Origin of the sequence: Methylobacterium sp. UNCCL125 (assembly GCF_900116795.1) — a bacterium.
Lineage (GTDB): Bacteria > Pseudomonadota > Alphaproteobacteria > Rhizobiales > Beijerinckiaceae > Methylobacterium > Methylobacterium fujisawaense.
This window is the reverse complement of sequence record NZ_FPBW01000007.1, coordinates 223857-245561: the sequence shown is the minus strand read 5'-3', so window position 1 is coordinate 245561 and position 21705 is coordinate 223857. Positions and strand designations below refer to the sequence as shown.

At 72.0% G+C, this 21705-nt stretch carries 15 protein-coding genes; 9 read left to right on the top strand and 6 right to left on the bottom strand.

Going from position 1 to position 21705, the window contains the following annotated elements:
* Positions 1 to 171 precede the first annotated feature (171 nt).
* Both BM396_RS09295 and BM396_RS09290 read left to right on the top strand, forming a co-directional pair.
* Positions 172 to 2064: a sensor histidine kinase gene (locus tag BM396_RS09295; protein ID WP_043379122.1), complete on the top strand. Its 1893-nt coding sequence runs from the start codon at positions 172 to 174 to the stop codon at positions 2062 to 2064.
* A gap of 27 nt (positions 2065 to 2091) precedes the next feature.
* A complete protein-coding gene (locus tag BM396_RS09290) occupies positions 2092 to 2808 on the top strand; it encodes a peptidoglycan-binding domain-containing protein (protein WP_043355396.1) in 717 nt (238 codons plus the stop codon).
* 72 nt (positions 2809 to 2880) lie between these two features.
* On the opposite strand, the gene BM396_RS09285 is transcribed toward BM396_RS09290, so the two are convergent.
* Entirely contained in the window at positions 2881 to 3171 is a 291-nt protein-coding gene (locus tag BM396_RS09285; RefSeq protein WP_043355394.1) for a hypothetical protein, read from the bottom strand.
* 318 nt (positions 3172 to 3489) lie between these two features.
* On the opposite strand from BM396_RS09285, the gene BM396_RS09280 reads away from it, so the two are divergent.
* Positions 3490 to 3828: a DUF1491 family protein gene (locus BM396_RS09280; RefSeq protein WP_043355392.1), complete on the top strand. Its 339-nt coding sequence runs from the start codon at positions 3490 to 3492 to the stop codon at positions 3826 to 3828.
* A gap of 363 nt (positions 3829 to 4191) precedes the next feature.
* On the opposite strand, the gene BM396_RS09270 is transcribed toward BM396_RS09280, so the two are convergent.
* The 5 genes from BM396_RS09270 to BM396_RS09250 all read right to left on the bottom strand — a co-directional run bounded on the left by BM396_RS09270 (position 4192) and on the right by BM396_RS09250 (position 9590).
* On the bottom strand, positions 4192 to 5241 hold the full coding sequence (locus BM396_RS09270; protein WP_043355391.1) for a ketopantoate reductase family protein: 1050 nt from the start codon (positions 5239 to 5241) through the stop codon (positions 4192 to 4194).
* A gap of 182 nt (positions 5242 to 5423) precedes the next feature.
* Positions 5424 to 6407, bottom strand: a complete 984-nt coding sequence (gene dgcA / locus BM396_RS09265; protein ID WP_043379120.1) for an N-acetyl-D-Glu racemase DgcA — start codon at positions 6405 to 6407, stop codon at positions 5424 to 5426.
* Between the two features lies 1 nt (position 6408).
* The gene (gene dgcN, locus BM396_RS09260; protein ID WP_043355388.1) at positions 6409 to 7422 is read right to left on the bottom strand and encodes an N-acetyltransferase DgcN; all 1014 of its coding nucleotides are present in this window, start codon (positions 7420 to 7422) and stop codon (positions 6409 to 6411) included.
* Between the two features lie 318 nt (positions 7423 to 7740).
* Complete coding sequence (locus BM396_RS09255) at positions 7741 to 8292, bottom strand: GNAT family N-acetyltransferase (RefSeq protein WP_043379117.1); 552 nt, start codon at positions 8290 to 8292, stop codon at positions 7741 to 7743.
* A gap of 131 nt (positions 8293 to 8423) precedes the next feature.
* Positions 8424 to 9590 (bottom strand): type III PLP-dependent enzyme, encoded by a 1167-nt coding sequence (locus BM396_RS09250; RefSeq protein ID WP_043355385.1) that lies wholly within the window; start codon positions 9588 to 9590, stop codon positions 8424 to 8426.
* A gap of 719 nt (positions 9591 to 10309) precedes the next feature.
* On the opposite strand from BM396_RS09250, the gene BM396_RS09245 reads away from it, so the two are divergent.
* From BM396_RS09245 to BM396_RS09220, 6 genes are all read left to right on the top strand, one after another.
* Complete coding sequence (locus tag BM396_RS09245) at positions 10310 to 10816, top strand: GNAT family N-acetyltransferase (protein ID WP_043355384.1); 507 nt, start codon at positions 10310 to 10312, stop codon at positions 10814 to 10816.
* A gap of 516 nt (positions 10817 to 11332) precedes the next feature.
* Complete coding sequence (locus tag BM396_RS09240) at positions 11333 to 13444, top strand: methyl-accepting chemotaxis protein (RefSeq protein ID WP_043379115.1); 2112 nt, start codon at positions 11333 to 11335, stop codon at positions 13442 to 13444.
* A gap of 124 nt (positions 13445 to 13568) precedes the next feature.
* Complete coding sequence (locus BM396_RS09235) at positions 13569 to 15071, top strand: lipopolysaccharide biosynthesis protein (RefSeq protein WP_051975925.1); 1503 nt, start codon at positions 13569 to 13571, stop codon at positions 15069 to 15071.
* A 90-nt stretch (positions 15072 to 15161) separates the two neighbouring features.
* On the top strand, positions 15162 to 16349 hold the full coding sequence (locus BM396_RS09230) for an FAD-binding protein (protein ID WP_043379112.1): 1188 nt from the start codon (positions 15162 to 15164) through the stop codon (positions 16347 to 16349).
* Positions 16350 to 16497: 148 nt separating this feature from the next.
* Entirely contained in the window at positions 16498 to 17826 is a 1329-nt protein-coding gene (gene glcF, locus BM396_RS09225) for a glycolate oxidase subunit GlcF (protein WP_043379110.1), read from the top strand.
* A gap of 672 nt (positions 17827 to 18498) precedes the next feature.
* The gene (locus BM396_RS09220; RefSeq protein WP_043379107.1) at positions 18499 to 21561 is read left to right on the top strand and encodes an Rne/Rng family ribonuclease; all 3063 of its coding nucleotides are present in this window, start codon (positions 18499 to 18501) and stop codon (positions 21559 to 21561) included.
* Positions 21562 to 21705 lie beyond the last annotated feature (144 nt).

Sequence of the window (21705 nt, the reverse complement as noted above, 5' to 3'; positions counted from 1 at the left end):
CGCGATGGTGAATGAAGCTTGTCCGCAATCGGCTGGTTACCTCGCGGAAAGCATCCCGATCAATCGGACAAGTCCCGCAACACTCGTTTAAGCCGGCTCTGCGACCGTCCGGAAGTCGTTCGAAGTCGAACCGGAGGCGCGACGGATGCGGGAACGCATTCTGCGCGGCGCGTGCCAACCTTGACCATTAAGACTGTCCTGACGTCGTTGATCGACGACCGGCTCGCGGGTCTCGTCCACGAATCCGTGGCCGACAATGCGCCGGCCCGTGCGCGCCACCAGCGCTTCCTGGTGTCGCGGCTGGCGACCGGCGCCGTCATGATGGTCGGTCTGCCGCCCTATCTGCTCTGGCGCGGGGTGCCGTCCGGCTTCGAGGTCCTGGCGATCGCGAGCCTGCTGCTGCCGGTCTTCGCCGCCGTCCTGCTCGCCCGCACCGGGTCCCTCTGGATCGCCCACGCGGTCTCCTCGGCGGGCCTGACCGGCCTCGTCGTCGCCCTGGCGGGCGTCACCGGCGGCGCCACCTCGCCCGCCGCGGTCTGGCTGGTGGCGATCCCCCTCGAGGCGCTGGTCTCAGGCTCGCTCCGCGCGACGATCGCGGCCTCCGTCATGGCGGTTCTCGGCGTGCTGACCGTGGTGGCCCTCGGCGCCTGGGCCGGCGCCCTGCCGGTCATGGACATCTCGGCAGGGATCGCGCTCCCGGCCTTCGCGATCACCGCGATCGGCCATGTCGCCGCCCAGGCTCTGGAGCACATGCGCAACGAAGGCGTCTGGCGCGAGCGGCTGCGCGACAACGAGGCCCGCGACCGGCTGCTCCTCTCGGCGATCGACGATCTCGTGACCTGGCACGACCGCAACGGCCGCGTGCTGGAAGCCTCGGTCTCGGCCACGCGGCTGCTCGGCAGCGACCCGGCCCGGCTGCGCGGCCATGGGCTGCTGGAGCGGGTCCATGTCGCCGACCGGCCGGCCTTCCTCAAGGCGGTGAGCGACGTGGCGGCGACCGGGCGGCCCGCGACCCTGCCCCTGCGCCTGCACGTCGAGGCCGAGGCCGGCCGGCCCGACGGCGCGAGCCTGATCCACGCCGAGATGCGCGCCCACCGGATCGAGCACGGGCCGCACGAGGCCGCCATGGCGGTGGTGGCGGTCACCCGCGACATGACCGAGCACCACCGGCATGCCGTGGAGCTAGAGCGTGCCCGCGCCGAGGCCGAACGCGCCGACGCGATCAAGGGCCGGTTCCTGGCCAACGTGACCCACGAGCTGCGCACGCCGCTCAATGCGATCATCGGCTTCTCCGAGGTCCTGGCGGGCCAAGGCGCCGTCAGCCTCGGCCCGGACCAGGCGCGGGAATATGCCGGCATTATCGGCGCCTCCGGCCACCATCTGCTCGGCGTGGTCAACACGCTGCTCGACATGAGCCGGATCCAGAGCGGCAACTTCGACTGCGCCCCCGAATGCTTCGACATCGCGGGCCTGCTTCGGGCCTGCTGCGACCTGATGCGCCTGAAGGCCGACGCCGCCGGCATCGTCCTCACCGTCGCCCCGTCGGGCCCGGTGGAGATCACCGCCGATCCCGCCGCCTGCCGGCAGGTTCTGATCAATCTCATCTCGAACGCGGTGAAGTTCACCCCGCGCGGCGGCCGGGTCGACCTGTCCCTGCGCCGCGGCGCGGGCAGCCTGGACATCGTCGTGGCCGATACCGGCGTCGGCATCGGTACGGACGACCTGCCCAAGCTCGGGACCCCGTTCTTCCAGGCGGGCAGCGGCGGCTACAAGCGCCAGCACGAGGGGACCGGCCTCGGACTCTCGGTGGTGCAGGGCCTGGTCGGCTTGCACGGCGGCGCCCTGCTGATCGAGAGCGCCCCGCAGGCCGGGACCGTCGTGACCGTAACCCTGCCCCTCGTCTGCCCGGCTCCGGCGGCCGACCATGGGCCGGCCCCGATCCGCACCGCCGTGCGGGGCGCCCCGGTGTCGCGCCGCGTGGTGCGCCTGCCGCTCGGCCTGTTCGACGCGGAGCCGAGCGCCGCCTCGGTCCCGGCCGACCCGGTCCTGCGCCGCACCGCCTGATCGGCAGATCCCCCGGAAGGAGACATGATGTCAGGCTACCGCGAGATCACCGTACCGGGCGAACCCAGCCGCGCACGCCGTCCCGCGCCGCGCCGCGCCGCCGTCCAGGGCGACTGGCGTGCCGTCCTCGTCGGCGCGCTGAAGGCGACGGGCGCCACCTGCCGGACCAGCCCGGGCACCGTTCTCGGCAGCCTCGCGGCCCTGTGCGCGGCGGGCTTCGTCTGCGTCAACGCCCTCGGCTACCAGACCGGGCGCCATCCGGCGCCGATCCTGCCCAAGCTCGCCCAGAAGGCGCCTGCCGCGCGCGAGGCGGCCCCGGCCGCCAAGGAGCCCGTCCGGGAGGCGGCCCGGGATCCGGTGCGCGTCATCGATCCCGAACGTGTCGCCGCGCCGGCGCCCGCCAAGCCGGCGGCCCGGGACGCGATCGGCGAGCTGATCCGATCCGATGAGACCACCGCCTCGGTCACCCCGAAGGCGTCGCCGGTCCGCCCGGCCGCGAAGCCGGCTCCGAAGGAGACGAAGGACGCCGCCAAGACCGCCAAGCCCGAGAAGGACGGTGATCCGGTGATGCGGGCCCAGAAGGCGCTGTCGAAGCTCGGCTACGCGGTGAAGCCCGACGGCGCGATGGGACCAGGCACGCGGGCGGCGATCGAGAAGTTCGAGCGCAGCGCCAAGCTGCCGGTCACCGGCGAGGCGACGGGCCGGACCCTGCGCGAGCTGATGGCCCGGGCCGGCCACGGTTAGCGAGACAGGGCGGCACCCCCGCCGCGCTTGCGGCGCGGGTGCCGATCGGCGTGAGAGCGCGGAGGCGGGCCCTCAGTATTGCGTGCCGGTGAACCGGCAGATCGTCTTGCAGCGTGGACCGCCATTGGCCTGCCAGGACTTCGCGTGTCCGATCGATCCGGTCATGTCCTGCGTGGGATTACCCCCGGGTCGATGCACGACGATGTTGCAGCGATCCTGCGGCGTCCGCTGGTAGCGCGGGCAGGATGCGGAATCGCGGTTGCCCAGTAAATCCATGAGCGTCTCCGGACGGGCGTGGGCCGACGGCACAACACCGCACAGGCCGGCGACGATCAGCGCCGCAAGCGAGGTCATTCTCCACATCGGAGTGCTCCTTAAATCATCGTGAGATGCAAATTCGGGCGCCCTTTGCTCAGATAATCAGCAAACAATACTATAGATGTGCGTTGTCGCACATCGATAAATTCTATTTTAATCCCGATAAATACTCGATTTTCTGAAGGAATATTCCGCCGCCTGAACCGTTATGGAGATGCCGGGCCGTGCACCGGCGGTTGCCCGGACCGGCGCTTTCGCGCATGGCGGAGGACGCGCCACCCGGCGCTCGCAGGGTTCCGGATCCGGCTGATCCGCCGGGACACAGGCCCTGCGGCGAACGGATCCTCACAGGGCTACAGACGCATGCGCCTGCGCTCCGATTTCTGGGTTTCGGCCCATCTGCGGCGTCTGGATGTCGCCGGCATCCCGGCCGTGCTGCGGCGGCGCGGGTCCGCGGAGGCGGGTGCGATCTTCGTGAAGGTCGACCGGCTCGACGGCAGCGCCGACCTCTACGGACCGGCGCCGCAGGCCCTGTTCGAGGCCGAGGAGAGCGGCGACCGCCGTTTCGCCGGGATCGTCACCGGCGGCAGCCCGCTCGACGTGGAGGAGCGCCTGACAAAGGAGATCCGGTTCGATTCCGATCTCTGGATCATCGAGATCGACGACCGCCAGGGGCGGCATTTCCTGGACTTGGCGGAGTGATGGAGGGCCGCGCCCGGTCGGGCTGCGCCTGACGGAGGGCCCTCCCACACATCGCCCGCATCCTGAGGTGCTGCGCAGCGGCCTCGAAAGAGCCCTCCGGGGATCGCGCGGCTGGCTGTAACCCTCCTTCGAGGCCTCCGCTGCGCTCCGGCCCCTCAGGATGAGGGGAGGGCCGGAATGACCGAAGGCCAGAACGCCGTGTCCCGTGACGCGAGGCGCTCCGGGGGAGCGGCTCCAGCGCCCGCTCGCCGTCGTTGCGAACGCAGCGAAGCAATCCAGCGACGCCACGGCCGCCGATGTCGCGCGACCTGAATCGCTTCGCTGCGCCCGTGATACCGGGGCGGAGCGAAGCGACGGCGCCCGTCAGCCCTCGATGATGCGCTCGTCGAGCTTGCGGTCGACGGTCTCGACGGTGCGGTCGATCTCGGCGTTCGGATCACCGAGCTGGTGCGAGATCAGCTTCACCAGCAGGTCGACGCGCTCGATGTAGGGCGCACCGTTGGCCACCGCGCGCGCCGCCGAGGACGGCTTCAGCAGGCTCTCGGCCGCCTTGGCGTATTTCTCGAACGGCACCTGATCGGCCGGATCGGCGCCGAGCTTCCGGGCGATCCCGTCGACATGGTCGTAGATCGCCCGCGAGCGCGCGAGGTCGCCGTGGACGGCGTCGTGGATCGATTGCGGCGCGCCCGGGGTGATGCACCGGTAATTGCCGGTGAGCAGCATCGACCACTTGGCCAGCGGCACGAACAGCGAGTCGAACACCTTCAGCTTCACCGGCACGTCGTGCCCGTCGAGGCGCACGGCGTCGATGTCGGCCTCCAGCTCGCGGAGAAGCGTGTTGTGCGCCTCGTCGGCGAAGGTCGCGGCCTTGAAGTTGGTCGGCAGGCCGACATGGAGGACGTTGGCCTCCTCCTCCGGCGGCCGGAAGGCCTGCGGGTCGGGGGAGCAGAGCGACACCAGCCCCGGCTCGAACCGGTCCCAGACGCCGGCATTGGTGTAGGCATCCTCAAGATCCATGGCGGCGAGCGCCGGGATCCGCTTGAGGTAGGGCAGCGGCGGCATGTTCATGATCGACAGGCACGGCAGCTTCGCCGCCGCGATCTTGATCATCAGGACGCGGATCGTGTGGTTGTTGTACTGCGGCTCCTGCATGGCGAGGCCGACGAGGTCGTAGCGCGACACGTCGACGTCTTCCGGCGGCATGGCGTCGACCTTGCCGGGCAGGTCGCGCGAGTGGATCGCGCGGTGCTCCTTCTCGTCGCGGAGCTTGATCCGGACCTCGGTGCCCTCGCGGTTGATCAGGTCGGCGGTCTTCCTGCGGCAGACCAGGGTCACGTTGTGACCGGCCATCAGGAGCTTGGTCCCCAGGAGCGAGCCGTAGGAGGCCCCCAGGATCAGGATGTTTCTGGCCACGTCGTTCCTCCCCAGCATTGAAGACTGCTGTTGTGTTGTCTGGCTGCGGGGAACAGCGCGTCCACGCCACGGCCCCATCGCACCGCCGATGGATGGCAGCCGGGCGGGCGGAACGCAAGCCTTCTGGTATACCTAATCCCAAACCCATTGTGACGCCCCGCCGGTGACAGGCGAGGCGAATCCTATCCCCACAGCTCCGGCGTGGGCGGGTGCATCAGGCTGCCTTCGTAGCGGAGCGGCGGGTCGCGGTCGCAAGCGAGCAGCAGCGGCCCGTCGAGATCGACGAACTCGGCGCCCTCGGCGAGGAGCGCCGCCGGCGCCATGCCCAGCGAGGTGCCGAGCATGCAGCCGACCATGATCGCGAGCCCCCTCCCCTTCGCCTCGCGGGCGAGCAGCACCGCCTCGGTCAGGCCGCCGGTCTTGTCGAGCTTGATGTTGATCGCGTCGTAGCGCCCGGCGAGCGCGTCGAGGCCGGCGCGGTCGTGCAGGCTCTCGTCGGCGCAGACCGGCACCGGATGCGCGATCTCGGCGAGCAGGGCATCGGCGTCGGCCGGCAGCGGCTGCTCGATCAGCGCGACGCCGGCCTTCAGGCAGGCGGCGAGGTTGGCCTCGATGGTCTCGGGCCGCCACGCCTCGTTGGCGTCGACGATCAGCCGGGAATCGGGCGCGCCGGCCCGGACGGCGGCGATGCGCTCCGGATCCCCTACCCCGCCGAGCTTGACCTTGAGCAGGGGCCGGTGGGCCGCCTTGCGGGCGGCCTCTTCCATGCTCTCCGGCGTGCCGAGGCTCAGCGTGTAGGCGGTGATGACCGGCTGCGGCGCCGGCAGACCGGCGATCGCCCAGGCGGGGCGGCCCTGGAGCTTCGCCTCGAGGTCGAACAGCGCGCAGTCCAGGGCGTTGCGCGCCGCCCCCGCTTCCATGCGGGTCATCAGCGCATCGCGCCCGATCCCGGCCGCGATCGCCTCCGCCTGCCCTTCGATCAGCGCGCTGACGCTCTCGACGCTCTCGCCGTAGCGCGGATAGGGCACGCACTCGCCGCGCCCGACCGTGTCGCCGTCCGTGAGCGTCGCCACCACGACGGCGATCTCGGTGCGGCTGCCGCGGGAGATCGTGAAGGCGCCGGCGATCGGGAAGCGCTCGACGGCGAGGCTCAGGCGACGGGCCATGTCAGATCTCCGGGAACTCGGCGACGATCCGGTCGACCAGCCCGTCGACGCCGAAGCGCACCGGGTCGGTGGCGGGCAGGTCGTGCTCGGACGCGAGCGTCTCGAGGAGCGCCCGCGCCTCGCCCTCGGCAAGCGCCTGGGTGTTGACCGCGATGCCCACCGGCCTGATCGCCGGGTTGGTCAGGCTGCCGAGCTGGACGGTCAGGTCGATCACCTGGCGGATGGTGGGGAGCGGGTGCTTCACGCCGCGCATCGTGGTGCGGGTCGGCTCGTGGCAGACCACGAAGGCGTCGGCCTGGGCGCCGTGCAGCAGGCCGAGGCTCACCCCCGCGAAGGACGGGTGGTAGAGCGAGCCCTGGCCCTCGATCAGGTCCCAATGGTTGGAGGCCGCCTCCGGCGAGATCGTCTCGACGGCGCCGGAGATGAAGTCGGCCACCACGGCGTCGATGGCGACGCCCCGGCCGGAGATGAACACGCCGGTCTGGCCGGTGGCGCAGAAATCGGCGTCGAGGCCGCGCTCGCGCATGCCGCGCTCCAGGGCGAGCACGGTGTACTTCTTGCCGACGGAGCAGTCGGTGCCGACGGTGAGCAGGCGCCGGCCCGACCGCTTGGTGCCCTTGCCGGTGGGGAAGCGCTCGTCGGTGTGGCGGACGTCGTGGAGCTGGCGGTTACGCCGCGCGGCGGCCTCCGCGATGGCCGGAATCGTACCGAGCTTGACGTGCAGGCCGCTCGCCACGTCGAGCCCGGCCTCGATCGCCGCGACGATCTCCTTGACCCAGTGATCCGGCAGCACGCCGCCGGCATTGACGACGCCGATCACAAGGGTCCGGCAGCCCTTCGCCAGGGCCTCCGGCAGGGTCATGTCGGGGATACCGAGATCGGCGGCGCAGCCCGGCAGGCGCATCTGGCCGACGCACCATTCGGGGCGCCAGTCCTTGATGCCGTAGGCGGTCTTGGCCGCCAGCGTATCGGGCACGTCGCCCAGGAACATCAGGTAGGGCGTGGCGATCTGCATCGGTCGAGCAACCTTCTCCGGGAGGCCGGCGGACCGTCTATGCGGGATCGCGGGCGCCGGGCGCAATGCACGAGACCGGCCAAGCGGGTGGACGCGGCCGCCGTCGCGGGCATGACCGGGTTGCACCATCCGGAAGGGACGCCCCTCCGACCCTCTCCGCAACCCGAGGTGCCGCAGCGCAGGGAGGCCGCGCAGGAGGCCTCCAGGGCTCGCGCGGCTGGCTCGAGGGCTCCTTCGAGGCCCGCTCACGTGGGCACCCTGGGATGAAATCGCGTTGGGGAAAGCCGATCTCACCCCTGCGGCGCGTGGCGTCCCCGTTCAGGCGGCGCGTCGTCGCGCCACCCCCGCCTCGTTGGCCACCGCGCCCACCGGCGACTGCACGCCGGTCGCCCGGACCATCCCCTCGACGCCCGCCAGAGCGCCCGCGCGCAGCTCGAGACCGAGGAAGCGCTCGCGCTCGAACGGCCCCGGCAGGGTCAGGCCCTCCGCGAGCGCCCGGTCGAAGCCGAAGCGGGCGTAGTAGGGCGCGTCGCCGACCAGCAGCACGGCGCCGTGGCCGAGGGCCTCCGCCCGGCCGAGGGCCGCCTGCATCATCACCGAGCCGAGCCCCTGCCCCTGGATCGCCGGATCGACGGCGAGCGGGCCGAGCAGCAGTGCCGGGCGGGCGAGCCCGGCCTCGACGTGCCACAGCCGCAGGGTGCCGACGAGGCGGCCGCCCCGAATCGCCGCGAAGGCGAGGCCGCGGGCCGGCCGACGGCCTTCGCGCAGGCGCTCCGAGGTCTTGGCATGGCGGTTGCCGGGAAAGCACGCGTCGAGCAGGCGCTCGCGCGCCGGGACGTCGTGGACATGCTCCGCGCGGATCTCGATCATGGCTGTGCCCTCCCCGGGCCGGCAAGCGGGAGAAGCGGTGGGTTCCGACGGACGGCCGAAGGCGATCCGTCGATGCGACAGCGGGAGATCGCCCCCGGCAGCGACACGCTGCCGGGGGGTTCTGCAGCAGGTCAGATGACGATCTGCTGAAGGGGCGGGAAGCCGTTGAAGGCCACCGCCGCGTAGGTGGTGGTGTAGGCGCCCGCACCCTCGATCAGCACCTTGTCGCCGATCGAGAGCGAGACCGGCAGCGGATAGAGCTGCCGCTCGTAGAGCACGTCCACCGAGTCGCAGGTCGGCCCGGCGATGACGCAGGGCTCGGTCGCGTCGCCGTCCCGGGCGGTGCGGATCGGGTAGCGGATCGCCTCGTCCATGGTCTCGGCCAGCCCGCCGAACTTGCCGATGTCGAGGTAGACCCACCGGACCTCGTCGGCGTCCGCGGACTTCTTCGACACGAGCACGACCTCGGCCTCGATCAGGCCGGCATTGCCGACCATGCCGCGGCCCGGCTCGATGATCGTCTCGGGGATCTGGTTGCCGAAATGCTTGGTCAGGCCCCGGAAGATCGCCTCGCCGTAGCTCTCCACGCCCGGCACCGCCTTGAGGTACTTGGTCGGGAAGCCGCCGCCGAGATTGACCATCGACAGGCCGATCCCGCGCTCCGCGCACTCGCGGAAGATCGCCGCCGCGGAGCCGAGCGCCCCGTCCCAGGCCTCGGTGTTGCCCTGCTGCGAGCCGACATGGAACGAGATGCCGTAGGCCTCCAGCCCCTGGCGATGGGCGTGCTCCAGCACGTCCGCGGCCATCTCGGGCACGCAGCCGAACTTGCGCGAGAGCGGCCAGTCGGCGCCCGCGCCGTCGCACAGGATGCGGCAGAACACCCGGATCTCGCCGGTCGGCACGTCCGTGGCCACGGCGGCCCGGGCGATCTTCTCGACCTCGGCCTGGCAGTCGACCGCGAACAGGCGGATGCCGAGCTTCAGGGCGCGGCCGATGCAGCGCTCCTTCTTGATCGTGTTGCCGAAGGAGATCCGGTCGGCGGTGGCGCCGGCGGCCAGCACCATCTCCATCTCGGCGACGGAGGCGGTGTCGAAGCAGGAGCCCATCTCGGCGAGCAGGCGCAGCACCTCGGGGGCCGGATTCGCCTTCACGGCGTAGAACACGCGGGTGTCCGGCAGGGAGCGCGCGAAGGCGGTGTAGTTGTCACGCACGACGTCGAGATCGAGGACCATCACGGGGCCCTCGTCCTGACCGAGGTCGCGGCGCACGCGCAGGAAGTCACGGATGCGGTCGGTCATAGTCGTCTCCCGGCACGGGTTCGCGAGCGCCCTACGCGGGGCGCGCTGTCGAAGATGACGGCCAGGACTGGCCGTCGGCGTCAGGGGGCGATGCGTCGCGCGGACCCACGCGCTTTGGAGACGCGTGCGTCAGTGCGGGCGCAGAGCACCCGGAAGCTGCCGTGGATTGGAAGGGATGACCCCCACCGCACGCCGGGCAAAGAGAAACAAGCCTCTTCGGTGCCGGCCTGTGGAGGGCCGACGAGACCAAAAAAGCCCGTTCGTCGTTGCTTTAAGCTGCGTCCCCCGTGGAGAGCGGGGTTCGCCGGTTTCGCCTCCGGCTGCCGGTTGTTGTCGGGGTCCGGTGTTGCCACCTGGATGCCGGCCGTAGGGATCCACCCTTGCGACCATCGATCCTTTAAGACCCCTGGCGGCTGTCCGGCAGTTGACCGGATGCCCACCAACCGACACGCGGCCACAGGCACGTGCGAAATTGGGCACGGCGCATATACGGAGACAGGCCCGGCCCGGCAAGGGGAAGATGCCCCGGACCGCCCGCTTTTCCGCCCGGAATCCACACCCCGTGCGGCCCGTTGCAAAAACGACGCAGCCCGACCGGGCCGAAGGCGCCGTGCGGGCTTCCCAAGCGGGGCGGAAGCGGGCATCTGACCGGAGCGGGCAGAACACGCAGGTAAGCAAGCGATGGCCGGGCCGACCAGATCCACCGCGACGGCGCGGGCGTGAGCGCCCCCCTGCGCAACCCGGTCGGCGACGGGCTCCCCGAGCCGACGATCCGGACCGCCACGCTCGCCGATCTCGACGCCCTGGTCGCCCTGGAGCACGCCGCCTTCGCCACAGACCGGGCGGAGCGCCGGGCGATCCGCCACGCGATCCTGTCGCCCACCATGGACGTGCTGGCGGCGCTGATCGACGCGCCGGATGCGGACCCGACGCCGGTCCTCGTCGGCGCCGCGGTGCTGGAGCGGCGGCGCAGCAGCCGGATCGCCCGGCTGGCGTCGATCGCGGTGGCGCCGAATCGCGGCGGCCTCGGCCTCGGCGGCCGACTCCTCGACGCGGCGGAGGCGCAGGCCCGCAGCCAGGGCTGCGACCGGCTCCGGCTGGAGGTGCGCGCCGACAACGGCGCCGGCATCCGCCTCTACGAGCGCCGGGGCTATACCCGCTTCGCCGTGCGGCCGGACTATTACGAGGACGGGATGGAAGCCTGGCGCTACGAGCGCGGGCTGTAGGCGTCGCGCAGGGCTGCCGCCGATACGCGGGCCGCCTGCGGGCCGGCAGCCATCACGTTGACATCCGGATGCGATCGAAGCCGTCCCCTCCCGCGGCCCTGTTCGTCATCACGAGGGGACGCGGCGGCCCGACGGGCAGGACACCGAGCAGGACGCCGAGCAGGCGAGCGCCGCCCGAGACTGCTTCGCCGCACGCTCCTGCAGGGCGCCGGCAGGCCGGCCGCGCTCGGCCTCGGGCCGTTCGCGGATGCGACCGCAGGGCGCCAGATCCGCCTCGCGCCGTTCCACCGCGGGGAGCAGCCCCGCCGCGCCGCCCAGGCCACGCTGATTTCAGCGCTCATAAATTCGGCACAACCCCCGTAAATTGACTCGCCTCTCAATCAAATTCGCGTTCTATTATAAAATCTGAATGAAAATATCATTATAAAATCGCAAGTATACAACACATCATCAGACGATTGCCTGAAGAAACCTAACGTTTTAAGACAAAGCATCGCAGACCTTGAGACTTTACCCATGACTCGCTGGCTGGGGCGCTTCTCGATCCGGACGTTGTTGTCCCTGGTGATCGTCATCATGGCCTGCATGGCGCTGGTCAATGCCGTCAGGACCCTCGTCGACGAGCGGGCGCAGGCGATGGGTGCGGTCAGGGCGGTGACCTTAACGCAGGCGAGCCAGGGACTCCTCCGGACCATCCTGCCGCTGCGGCTGGAGCGCGGATCGACCCTCGCCCTCGGGGGTGAGGCGCCCGCGGACGCGAAGACCCTGTCGACCATCGCGGGCAGCCGGCAGGCGCTGATCGAGAATTACCGCCAGGCTCAGCGCAGCCTGAGCGATCTGGCCGAGCCGACGGTCAGCGCGACGCTCGATCGCCTGAACGCGGCCCAGGAGGCGATGGCGGCCCTGCGCCCCCGCATCGACGCGGCCCTCAGGCTGCCGAAGGCCCGTCGTGAGCCGGCGCTGCGGGACGCCGCGATGGCCGCCTTCCAGGATCTGCTCGAGGCCCTGACGGCCACGCTGAAGGCGGTCGACGCGGCCATTCCCCGGTCCGATCCCGTCCTGGAGCGCTATCTCGCCCTCAAACAGGCGGCCTGGGACACGCGCGTCGCCAGCGGCAACGTCGCGGTGCGGGTGCAGACCTCCCTGATCGCCGGAACGTCGTGGTCCCTGCCCGAGACCGTCGCGGCGGCTGAGGAGCGGACCGAACTTCTGTCCGCGTGGCGGCGCACGACCGAGGCCGCGACCGAGGCCGCGACCGACGTCTCGGAGACGGTGCGGGCCGCGTTCGTGCGGGCGAAGGCCGACAATTTCGAGGGCGACACCAAGGCCATCGCGCAGGCGGTCTTCGACGCGCTCAGCACGCACACGCCCCCGCGCCACACCTTCGCGGAGCTGCGCGACCGCAACACCGAGAACCAGCGCTCCCTCGTGGCCCTCTGCGACGCGGCCCTCGACGCGATGGTGGCGCGCGCCGAGACTCTCGCCGACGCGGCCCGGACCGACGTCGTGCACAGCGTCGCGGCGCTGCTGGCGGTGATCCTGCTGGTGGCCCTCGGCCTGTGGACCCTGTTCGGCGGCGTGCTGCGCCCGCTCCGGGCGCTGACGGCGACGATGCAGGCGCTGGCGGACGGGGACGCCTCCGCCACGGTCCCGGCGCGCGCCTACCGCAACGAGATCGGCGCGATGGCGCGGGCCGTCCAGGTGTTCAAGGACAACCTGATCCGCAGCCGCCAGCTCGAAGCCGAGGCCGCCGAGGCGCGGCTGGCGGCGGAGGCGCGGCGCCGGTCCGACCTGCGGGCGATGGCCGAGCGCTTCGAGCAGACGGTCGGCGGCATCATCGCTCAGGTCTCGGACTCGGCCACCGCCCTGCAGGGTACGGCCCAGACCATGACGGCCACCGCGACCCAGACCGCGAGCCAGTCCAGCACCGTGGCGGCCGCCGCCGAGGAGGCTGCCGCCAACGTCAACACGGTGGCGGCGGCGGCCGAGGAACTCGGGGCCTCCGTGGAGGAGATCGGCCGGCAGGTCGAGGGATCGACCAAGCTCGCCCAAGGGGCCGTCTCGGAGGCGGGACAGACGGGCACGCTGGTCCGGGACCTGAGCGGCGCGGTCGCGCGGATCGGCGACGTGATCGGGCTGATCGCGGCGATCGCCGGCCAGACCAATCTGCTGGCGCTCAACGCGACGATCGAGGCCGCCCGCGCCGGCGAGGCCGGCCGGGGCTTCGCGGTCGTCGCCAGCGAGGTGAAGGCGCTGGCGGCGCAGACCGCGCGGGCGACCGAGGAGATCGCCGGCCAGATCGCCGGCATCCAGGGCGTGACCGGCCGGGCCGTCACGGCGATCGGCGCGATCACGGGGCGGATCGAGGAGATCAGCGGCGTGGCGAACGCGATCGCCGCGGCGGTGGAGGAGCAGGGATCGGCCACCCGGGAGATCGTCCGGAATGTCGGGCAGGCGGCCGTCGGCACCGGTGCGGTGACCAGCACCATCCTGGGCGTCGCCGGGGCCGCCGAGGAGACCGGCCGGGCCGCCGACGCGGTGCTGGCGGCGGCGTCCGCGCTGTCGCGCCAATCCGCGACGCTCACGGCCGAAGTCACGCGCTTCCTCGACACCGTCCGGGCCGCCTGACCGGACGGTGTCGGAGGCCCCGCGGGTCTCCGCCCCGATCTCGCCCGGTTAGGGGAGTCTTACGGCTCGCGCGCTACAGCGCGGGAACGGGCGGGGCGACCCCGCCGCGCATGAGACGCCGTCCATGGCCGTGATCGCCGCCTTCGTCATCAATGCGGGGCTCAACTTCGTCCTCGGCCTGCTGATCGCCAAGCTGCTGGGGCCGGCCGATTTCGGCCGGTTCGCCCTCGCGACCACCGGCGCCATCGTGCTGAACACGGTGCTGTTCGAGTGGCTGCGCCTCTCGGCGACGCGGTTCTACTCGGGACGGGTGCGCGTCGACGAGCCGTGGATCCGCCATGGGCTCGACCGAGCCTATCTGCGCATCGGCCTGCTGCTTCTGGCCGCCGCCGCCCTGTGCGGGGCCTTCGGCTTCGCCGGCGGCGCCGACGGACGCGAGGCGGTCCTGTGCGGAACCGGCCTCGCGGCGCTCGGCATCGGCGTGTTCGACTACCACGCGGCCCTCGCCCGGGCCCGGTTCGACGGCAAGCTCTATCTCGGCCTCGTCGCGGTGAAGAACGTCCTGTCCTTCGCCCTGATGGCGGCGGCGGCGTGGTGGCTGCCCCAGCCGGCCTGGGTGCTGGCGGCGGCGGGGCTCAGCCAGCTCCTCGCGGTGCTCCTGCTGCGCCACCCCCTGCGCGACCCGCACACGCCCTTCGAACGGCCGCGCCTGTCGGCGACCTGGAGGGTCTTCGCCCGCTACGGCCTGCCGCTCATCGCCGCCAACACCGCCTATCAGTGCCTCGCCTTCGTGAACCGGGGCGCCATCGCCAGCCATGCCGGCTTCGCCGAGGCCGGCTACTTCGCACTGGCCGCCGACGTCACCGCGCGCGCGATGACGACGCTCGGCACCGCCCTCGACCTGCTCCTGTTCCAGCTCGCCGTGCAGGCGGAGGAGCAGAGCGGCCGCGCCGCCGCCGAGGCGCAGGTCGCCGCCAATGCCGGCACGGTGTTCGCCCTGCTGGCACCCTGCGCGGTCGGTTTCTGGGCGGTGCTGCCGGCCCTCCAGGGACTGGTCGTGCCGGACGCCTATCGCGGGCCGTTCGAGACCTACAGCACCGTGCTGATGCCGGGCCTCTTCTGCCTGTCGATGATGTTCTACGCCCTCAACCCGGTCTTCCAGATCCGCCGCCGGACCCTGCCGGTGGTCGCCGCCGCCCTGGTCGGCCTCGCGGTGAACGGCGCCGGCCTTCTGATCCTGCCGGACCGGATGGGCGGGATCGGCGTCGCCCTGGCGCAGACCGCCGGGCTCGCCGCCGCGGGATTGTGGCTCGGCTGGCGCGCCCTCACCGGCGCCGAGCGGATCGTGCTGCCCTGGGGGGAGATCGGCGTCGCGGCCCTCGCCTGCGCGGCGATGGGCCTCGCGCTCGCCCCCTTCCGGCACCTGCCGCCCGCCACCGCGCTGGCGGTCCTGGTCCCGGCCGGGACGGCCCTCTACGGGGCGCTGGTCTGGATCTTCGACATCGCCGGCCTGCGCCGTCAGGTCCTGGCGCGTCTGCGTCCCGCGCGGACCCTGGCGGCGGAGCAGGGTTCCAGGCCCCAGGCAGGCGTCTTCGCGGCAGCCCCGCACAGGAAACCCGCCCGCTGAAACCCCGCGACTCCACCTCCGCTTGAATCCGCCGCCGGATCCGGCGACACCCGTCCTGGAATGGATACAAACAGGACCGGGACGGAAACGATGGGCGTGTACGAGCCCGGCACCGAGGCGGAGGCCGGGGAGATCGTGCGGGCGGCCGCCGGGCGCGGCGAGCGCCTGCGGCTCGCGGGCGGCGGCACCGCCACGGGGCTCGGTCGGCCCGCGCAGGACAGCGCGACGCTCTCCGCGAAGGCGCTGACCGGCGTCACGCTCTACGAACCCGCCGAGATGGTGGTGGCGGCCCGGGCGGGCACGCCGCTGGCCGAGGTCGAGGCGCTGCTCGCCTCCCGGGGCCAGATGCTGCCCTTCGAGCCGATGGACCTGCGCGGCCTCTACGGCAGCTCCGGCGCGCCGACCCTCGGCGCGGTGGCGGCGATCAACAATGCCGGCCCGCGCCGCATCAATGCCGGGGCGGCCCGGGACAGCCTGATCGGCGTGCGCTTCGTCAACGGGCGGGGCGAGGCGATCAAGTCGGGCGGGCGGGTGATGAAGAACGTCACCGGGCTCGACCTCGTGAAGCTGATGGCCGGCGCCCACGGCACGCTGGGCCTGCTCACCGAGGTCACCTTCAAGGTGCTGCCGGCCTGCGAGCGCGTGGCGACCCTCGTCTTCTCCGGGCTGGACGATGCCCGGGCGGTGACGGCCCTTTCGGAGGCCCTCGGCTCGCCCTTCGAACTCACCGGCGCCGCGCATCTGCCGGCGGGGATCGGCGCCCCGGAGGCGCGGACCCTGATGCGCCTCGAAGGCTTTTCCGACTCCATCGACTACCGCACGGGCGAGCTGCGCCGCCTGCTCAAGCGCTACGGCCAGCCCGAGATCGTGGACGGCGAGGCCGGCGCCGCCCTCTGGCGGTTCGTGCGGGACGCCGCGCCGCTCGCCGAGCCGCGGGAGGCCGCCCTCTGGCGGATCTCCACCGCGCCGACCCACGGGCCGGCCCTGGCGGCGGCGGTGGCGGCGGAGCGCCCCGCGCGTTGGTTCTTCGACTGGGGCGGCGGCCTGATCTGGCTCGCCACCGGTGCCGAGGGCGATGCCGGCGCCGATGCGGTGCGCCGGGCCGTGAAGACCCAGGGCGGCCACGCCACGCTGGTCCGCGCCCCCGACGCCGTGCGCGCCGCCGTGCCGGTGTTCCAGCCGCTGGCCGAGCCGCTGATGCGGCTCACCGCCGGCATCAAGGCGGCGCACGATCCCGCCGGGGTGCTCAACCCCGGCCGGATGTACGCGCAGGTTTGAGGTTCATCCCCTTCCCCCGCGGGGAGGGGCCAGGAACGGGGTGGCTGAGGACCGGGCGCAACGGTGCCTCCTGCGCCACCCCCACGCGGGATCCGCGATCCCGGAACTCCGCCCCGCAAGGGGGGCGGAGAGCAGGCAGGAAGAGACCGTGCAGACCAATTTTGCTCCCGCCCAGCTCGCCGATCCCGCCATGGCGGCCTCGGAGAAGATCCTGCGGACCTGCGTGCATTGCGGCTTCTGCACGGCGACCTGCCCGACTTACCTGCTGCTCGGCGACGAGCTCGATTCGCCGCGCGGCCGCATCTACCTGATCAAGGACATGCTGGAGGGCGGCAAGCCGGCCTCGCAGGAGGTGGTCAAGCATATCGACCGCTGCCTCTCCTGCCTGTCGTGCATGACCACCTGCCCGTCCGGGGTGCACTACATGCACCTCGTCGACCATGCCCGGGCCCATATCGAGAAGACCTACGCGCGGCCGGCCGGCGACCGGTTCCTGCGGACGCTGCTCGCCCAGGTCCTGCCATACCCGAACCGGTTCCGCCTCGCCCTCGCCGCCGCCAAGCTCGGAAGCCCGGTCCGCGGGCTGGTGGCGCGGCTGCCGCGGGTCGGCAACCGCCTCGCCGCCATGCTCGACCTGGCGCCCGCCGGGATGCCGCCCCGCGAGCCGACCAACCGGCCGGGCCGGTTCCCGCCGACGGGCGGCCCGGCGACCAAGCGCGTCGCCCTGCTGCGCGGCTGCGCCCAGAGCGTGTTGCGGCCGGACTTCAACGCGGCGGCGATCCGGCTGCTCAACCGGCACGGGATCGAGGTGGTGCACGCCAACGAGGGCTGCTGCGGGGCGCTGACCCACCACATGGGCAAGGAGGATTCCGCCCACGCCCATGCCAAGCAGACGATCGACGCCTGGGACGCCGAGATCGCCAAGGGCCTCGACGCGATCTTGGTCACCGCGTCCGGATGCGGCACGACCATCAAGGATTACGGCTTCATGTTCCGCGACGACCCCGCCTATGCCGAGAAGGCGCGGCGCGTGTCGTCCTTGGCCAAGGACGTCACCGAGTATCTGGCGTTGCTCGACCTCGCTCCGGTGGCCGAGAACGACCTCGTGGTGGCCTACCACTCCGCCTGCTCGATGCAGCACGGCCAGGGCATCCGGCTGGAGCCGAAGACGCTGCTCAAGCGGGCGGGCTTCACCGTGAAGGACGTGCCCGAGGGCCATATCTGCTGCGGCTCGGCGGGGACCTACAACATCCTGCAGCCGGAGCTGGCTGCGAAGCTGCGCGCCCGCAAGGTCGCCAACATCGAGCGCGTGCGCCCCGACGTGATCGCCACCGGCAACATCGGCTGCGCCACGCAGATCGGGAAGGGCACCGGCATCCCGATCGTCCACACGGTCGAGCTGCTCGACTGGGCGACCGGCGGCCCGAAGCCCGCCGCGCTCGCCGGGGTGGCGCCGCGGATCGCGGCGGCGGAATAGGATCCTCCCGGTCGGATCGCCGCCCCGGCATCGCGCGCGCACGCACCGGGCCCCGGGGATGCGCTACGACGCAGGACCGCGCACGCAGGGACGGCGGCTCCGCCCTCGCGCGCCATGACAGCCCCGTGACATCTATTCACGCTTGACCCTTGCCAAATCCGCACAGCGGTCTGTAATGATGAGGACCCCTCTCCGGTCCCGCCGGTCGCCGCAACGGCCCGCGGACGTGACCGAATTCCTTGCGAAAACGGTCGCGGTGTCGCGGCGGGCCGTTTCGGTCCGTCTGACGGCGACGGGTGTCGCCCGTGATCGGGCAGGTGTCACACGACGCGGCGGAGCTTCTCCGCCGCACCCCAGAATTCACGGCCGATCCCCATCGGCCGAGATTGTTTCGCGAGGTCGGGACCACGATGGACGGACGCACGGCCCAGCATAGAGCTGCGCGTGCCCCGGAGGCGCAAGAGGCGCGTCGCACCGGTCCGTCCCTCCTCCCGGCCTGTTTCAACCCCAGGCGCCCAGGGCGCCGAACGGCGGTTGACGGCAATTTCCCCTCGAACCCATCCGCCTCGGCGACGAGGCCGGCACCCCACCCGACAGGTTTGACGTCGGGCGAGGCGCCGCCGGGACCACGGGCACGGAGAACGACGTCGGCCGCCATGCCGAGAGTCCGACATGGCCAACAAAATGCTGATCGACGCGATGCACCCGGAGGAGACCCGGGTCGTCACGGTCCACGGGTCTAGGGTCGAGGAGTTCGATTTCGAAGCCGCCAACCGGCGTCAGCTGCGCGGCAACATCTATCTCGCCAAGGTGACCCGGGTGGAGCCGTCGCTCCAGGCGGCGTTCGTGGAGTATGGCGGCAACCGCCACGGCTTCCTGGCCTTCAACGAGATCCACCCCGACTACTACCAGATCCCGCTCGCCGACCGGCAGGCGCTCCTCGAGGAGGACGCCCGCGACGCCGAGGAGCACCGCGAGCGCGAGGAGCGCCGCCGCCGGTCGCCGCGCCGCTCCCGCGGCCGCCGCGCCGAGGCCCGCGCCCGCGGCGCCGACGAGACCGTGAGCGCCGAGGACGGGCACGAGGCGTCCCAGACCGAGGATCAGGCCGAGATCCGGACGGAAGCCGGTTTCGATCCGGCCGCCGAGCCCGATACGCTCGCCGAGCATCCCGAGGCCGTGCGGGAGGCCCTCGCCTCCGAGACCGCCGCCGGCGACATCCCCGTGGCGCAGGACGAGCCGGCGCAGGCCGCCGAGGCCGCCCCTGCCGAGGCGCCGTTCGACGCTGCCCCCGCCGAGGCCGCCCCTGCCGAGGCGCAGGCGGCGCACGACATGGCCGGGCCGGTCGCTGACGACGACGCCGCCGAGCAGGACGCCCCGGTCGAGGCCGAGGCCCGCATCGCCGTGGCGGGGGCGCTGACCGTCGCCGAAGCGCCGGCCGAGTCCCTCGCGGAGGAGACCGCCGAGCCGGCGGACGCCGATGAGGCGGATGACGCGTCCGACGAGGACGACGAGGAATCCGACGACGAGGATGAGGACGAGGACGAGTCGGAGGACGACGAGGACGAGTCCGACGAGGATGAGGACGAGTCGGACGAGGATTCCGACGATCCCGACGCCGAGCCCAAGATCGCCCAGGTCGGCGGCAACGGCGACGCCCTGGCCGAGATCCCCGAGCGGCCCCGCCACTACCGCCGCCAGTACAAGATCCAGGAGGTGATCAAGCGCCGCCAGATCATCCTGGTTCAGGTGGTCAAGGAGGAGCGCGGCACGAAGGGCGCGGCGCTCACCACCTACCTGTCGCTCGCCGGCCGCTACTCGGTGCTGATGCCCAATACCGGTCGCGGCGGCGGCATCTCCCGGAAGATCACCTCGGCGGCCGACCGCAAGCGCCTTAAGGAGGTCGTGCAGGATCTGGAGGTGCCCGAAGGGATGGGCGTCATCCTGCGCACCGCCGGCGCCTCGCGCTCCAAGCCCGAGATCGCCCGCGACTTCGAGTACCTGATGCGGCTGTGGGAGTCGGTCCGCGAGCTGACGCTGACCTCGATGGCGCCCGCGCTGGTCTACGAGGAAGGCTCGCTGATCAAGCGCGCCATCCGCGACCTGTACAACAAGGATCTGGACGAGGTTCTGGTCGCCGGCGAGGACGCCTACCGCGAGGCCAAGGACTTCATGCGGATGCTGATGCCCGGCCAGTCCAAGGTCGTGAAGCCCTACCGCGACCCGACGCCGATCTTCGCCCGCTTCGGCGTCGAGCAGCAGCTCGACGCGATGTTCTCCAGCCACGTCTCGCTGAAGTCCGGCGGCTATCTGGTGATCAACCCGACCGAGGCCCTGGTCTCGATCGACGTGAACTCGGGCCGCGCCACCCGCGAGCACGACATCGAGGACACCGCCCTCAAGACGAACCTGGAGGCCGCCGAGGAGGTTGCCCGCCAGCTGCGCCTGCGCGACCTCGCGGGCCTGATCGTCATCGACTTCATCGACATGGAGGAGAAGCGCAACAACCGCGCCGTCGAGAAGAAGCTGAACGAGTGCCTGAAGAACGACCGCGCCCGCATCCAGGTCGGCCGGATCTCGCCCTTCGGCCTCATGGAGATGAGCCGCCAGCGCATCCGCACGGGCGTGCTCGAATCCTCCTCGATCCCCTGCGCCCATTGCGGCGGCTCGGGCTTCGTGCGCGCCACCGCCTCGGTGGCCCTGCACATCCTGCGCTCCATCGAGGAGGCGCTGCTCAAGTCGGCGAGCCACAACCTCGTGCTGCGGACCCGCACCGAGGTCGCCCTCTACATCCTCAACCAGAAGCGCGGGCACCTGCGCGAGCTGGAGATGCGCTTCGGCGTGACCATCACGATCGCGGCCGACGAGCGGCTGGCCGCCACCGCGGCCTTCCAGCTTGACCGCGGCGAGCCGGCTCAGCGCGCCGAGGGTCCGGTGACGGGCGTGCGCGCCCAGGCGATCTCGCCCACCACGGAGTTCGAGGACGAGGACGAGGAGGCCGACGAGGTCGAGGCCGAGGTCGAGGCGGATGCCGAGGGCGAGGCCGAGGAGGGCCGCGCCGAGACGCGCGAGGAGGCGACGCGCGAGGAGGGTGAAGGCCGCCGCCGGCGGCGCCGCCGCCGCCGCCGGGGCGGGCGTCAGGACGGTCGCGCCGAGGAGGATCGCGGCGACGATGATCGCCAGGAGGGCGAGCGTTCGGACGAGGACGGTCGGGACGAGGACTGGGACGGCGAGGAGCCGGCCGCAGCCGAGGCGCCGGCCGAGGCCGTCGCAGCCGAGGCCGGGGAGACCGATGAGGCCGTGGCCGGCCCCGACGAGGCGGCCCGCGCCGAGGACGAGGGCGGACGCCGCCGCCGCCGCGGACGCCGCGGCGGTCGCGGACGGAGCGAGGGCCGCACGCGGGACGCCGCCGAGACGGAGGATGCTCCCGACGCGGTGGGCGAGACGGTGGCCCTGTCGGCGGAAGAGCCGGTGAGCGCCCAGGCGGTGGCGGAGGCGGTTGAGGCCGCCCCGGCGGCCGGCCGCACCGAGACCGCCGTGGATCTGCCGGTGGCGGAAGCCGAAGCCCCTGCGCCGGCCGACCGAGAGCCCGCCGCTGCGCCGGACGCCGCGACCGCTGGCCCGGCGGAGGTCCCCGCGGAGCCCGTGGCGGTGGTTCTGACGCCGCCCGCCGATCCGGACCGTCCCAAGCGCGCGGGCTGGTGGTCGCGCACCAAGGCCGCTCTGACGGGCGAATGAAGCATTGCGCCTCCAGATAGATCCATATCTGGAGTCGCAACCTCTGGCAGCGCCGCCGATTGCACTTCCGCAGAGTGCTATATCGGCGGCGGGCAGATCCGGTTATCCTTCACCATTGATTGAAGGTTCTGTGCGAGGGTCCGC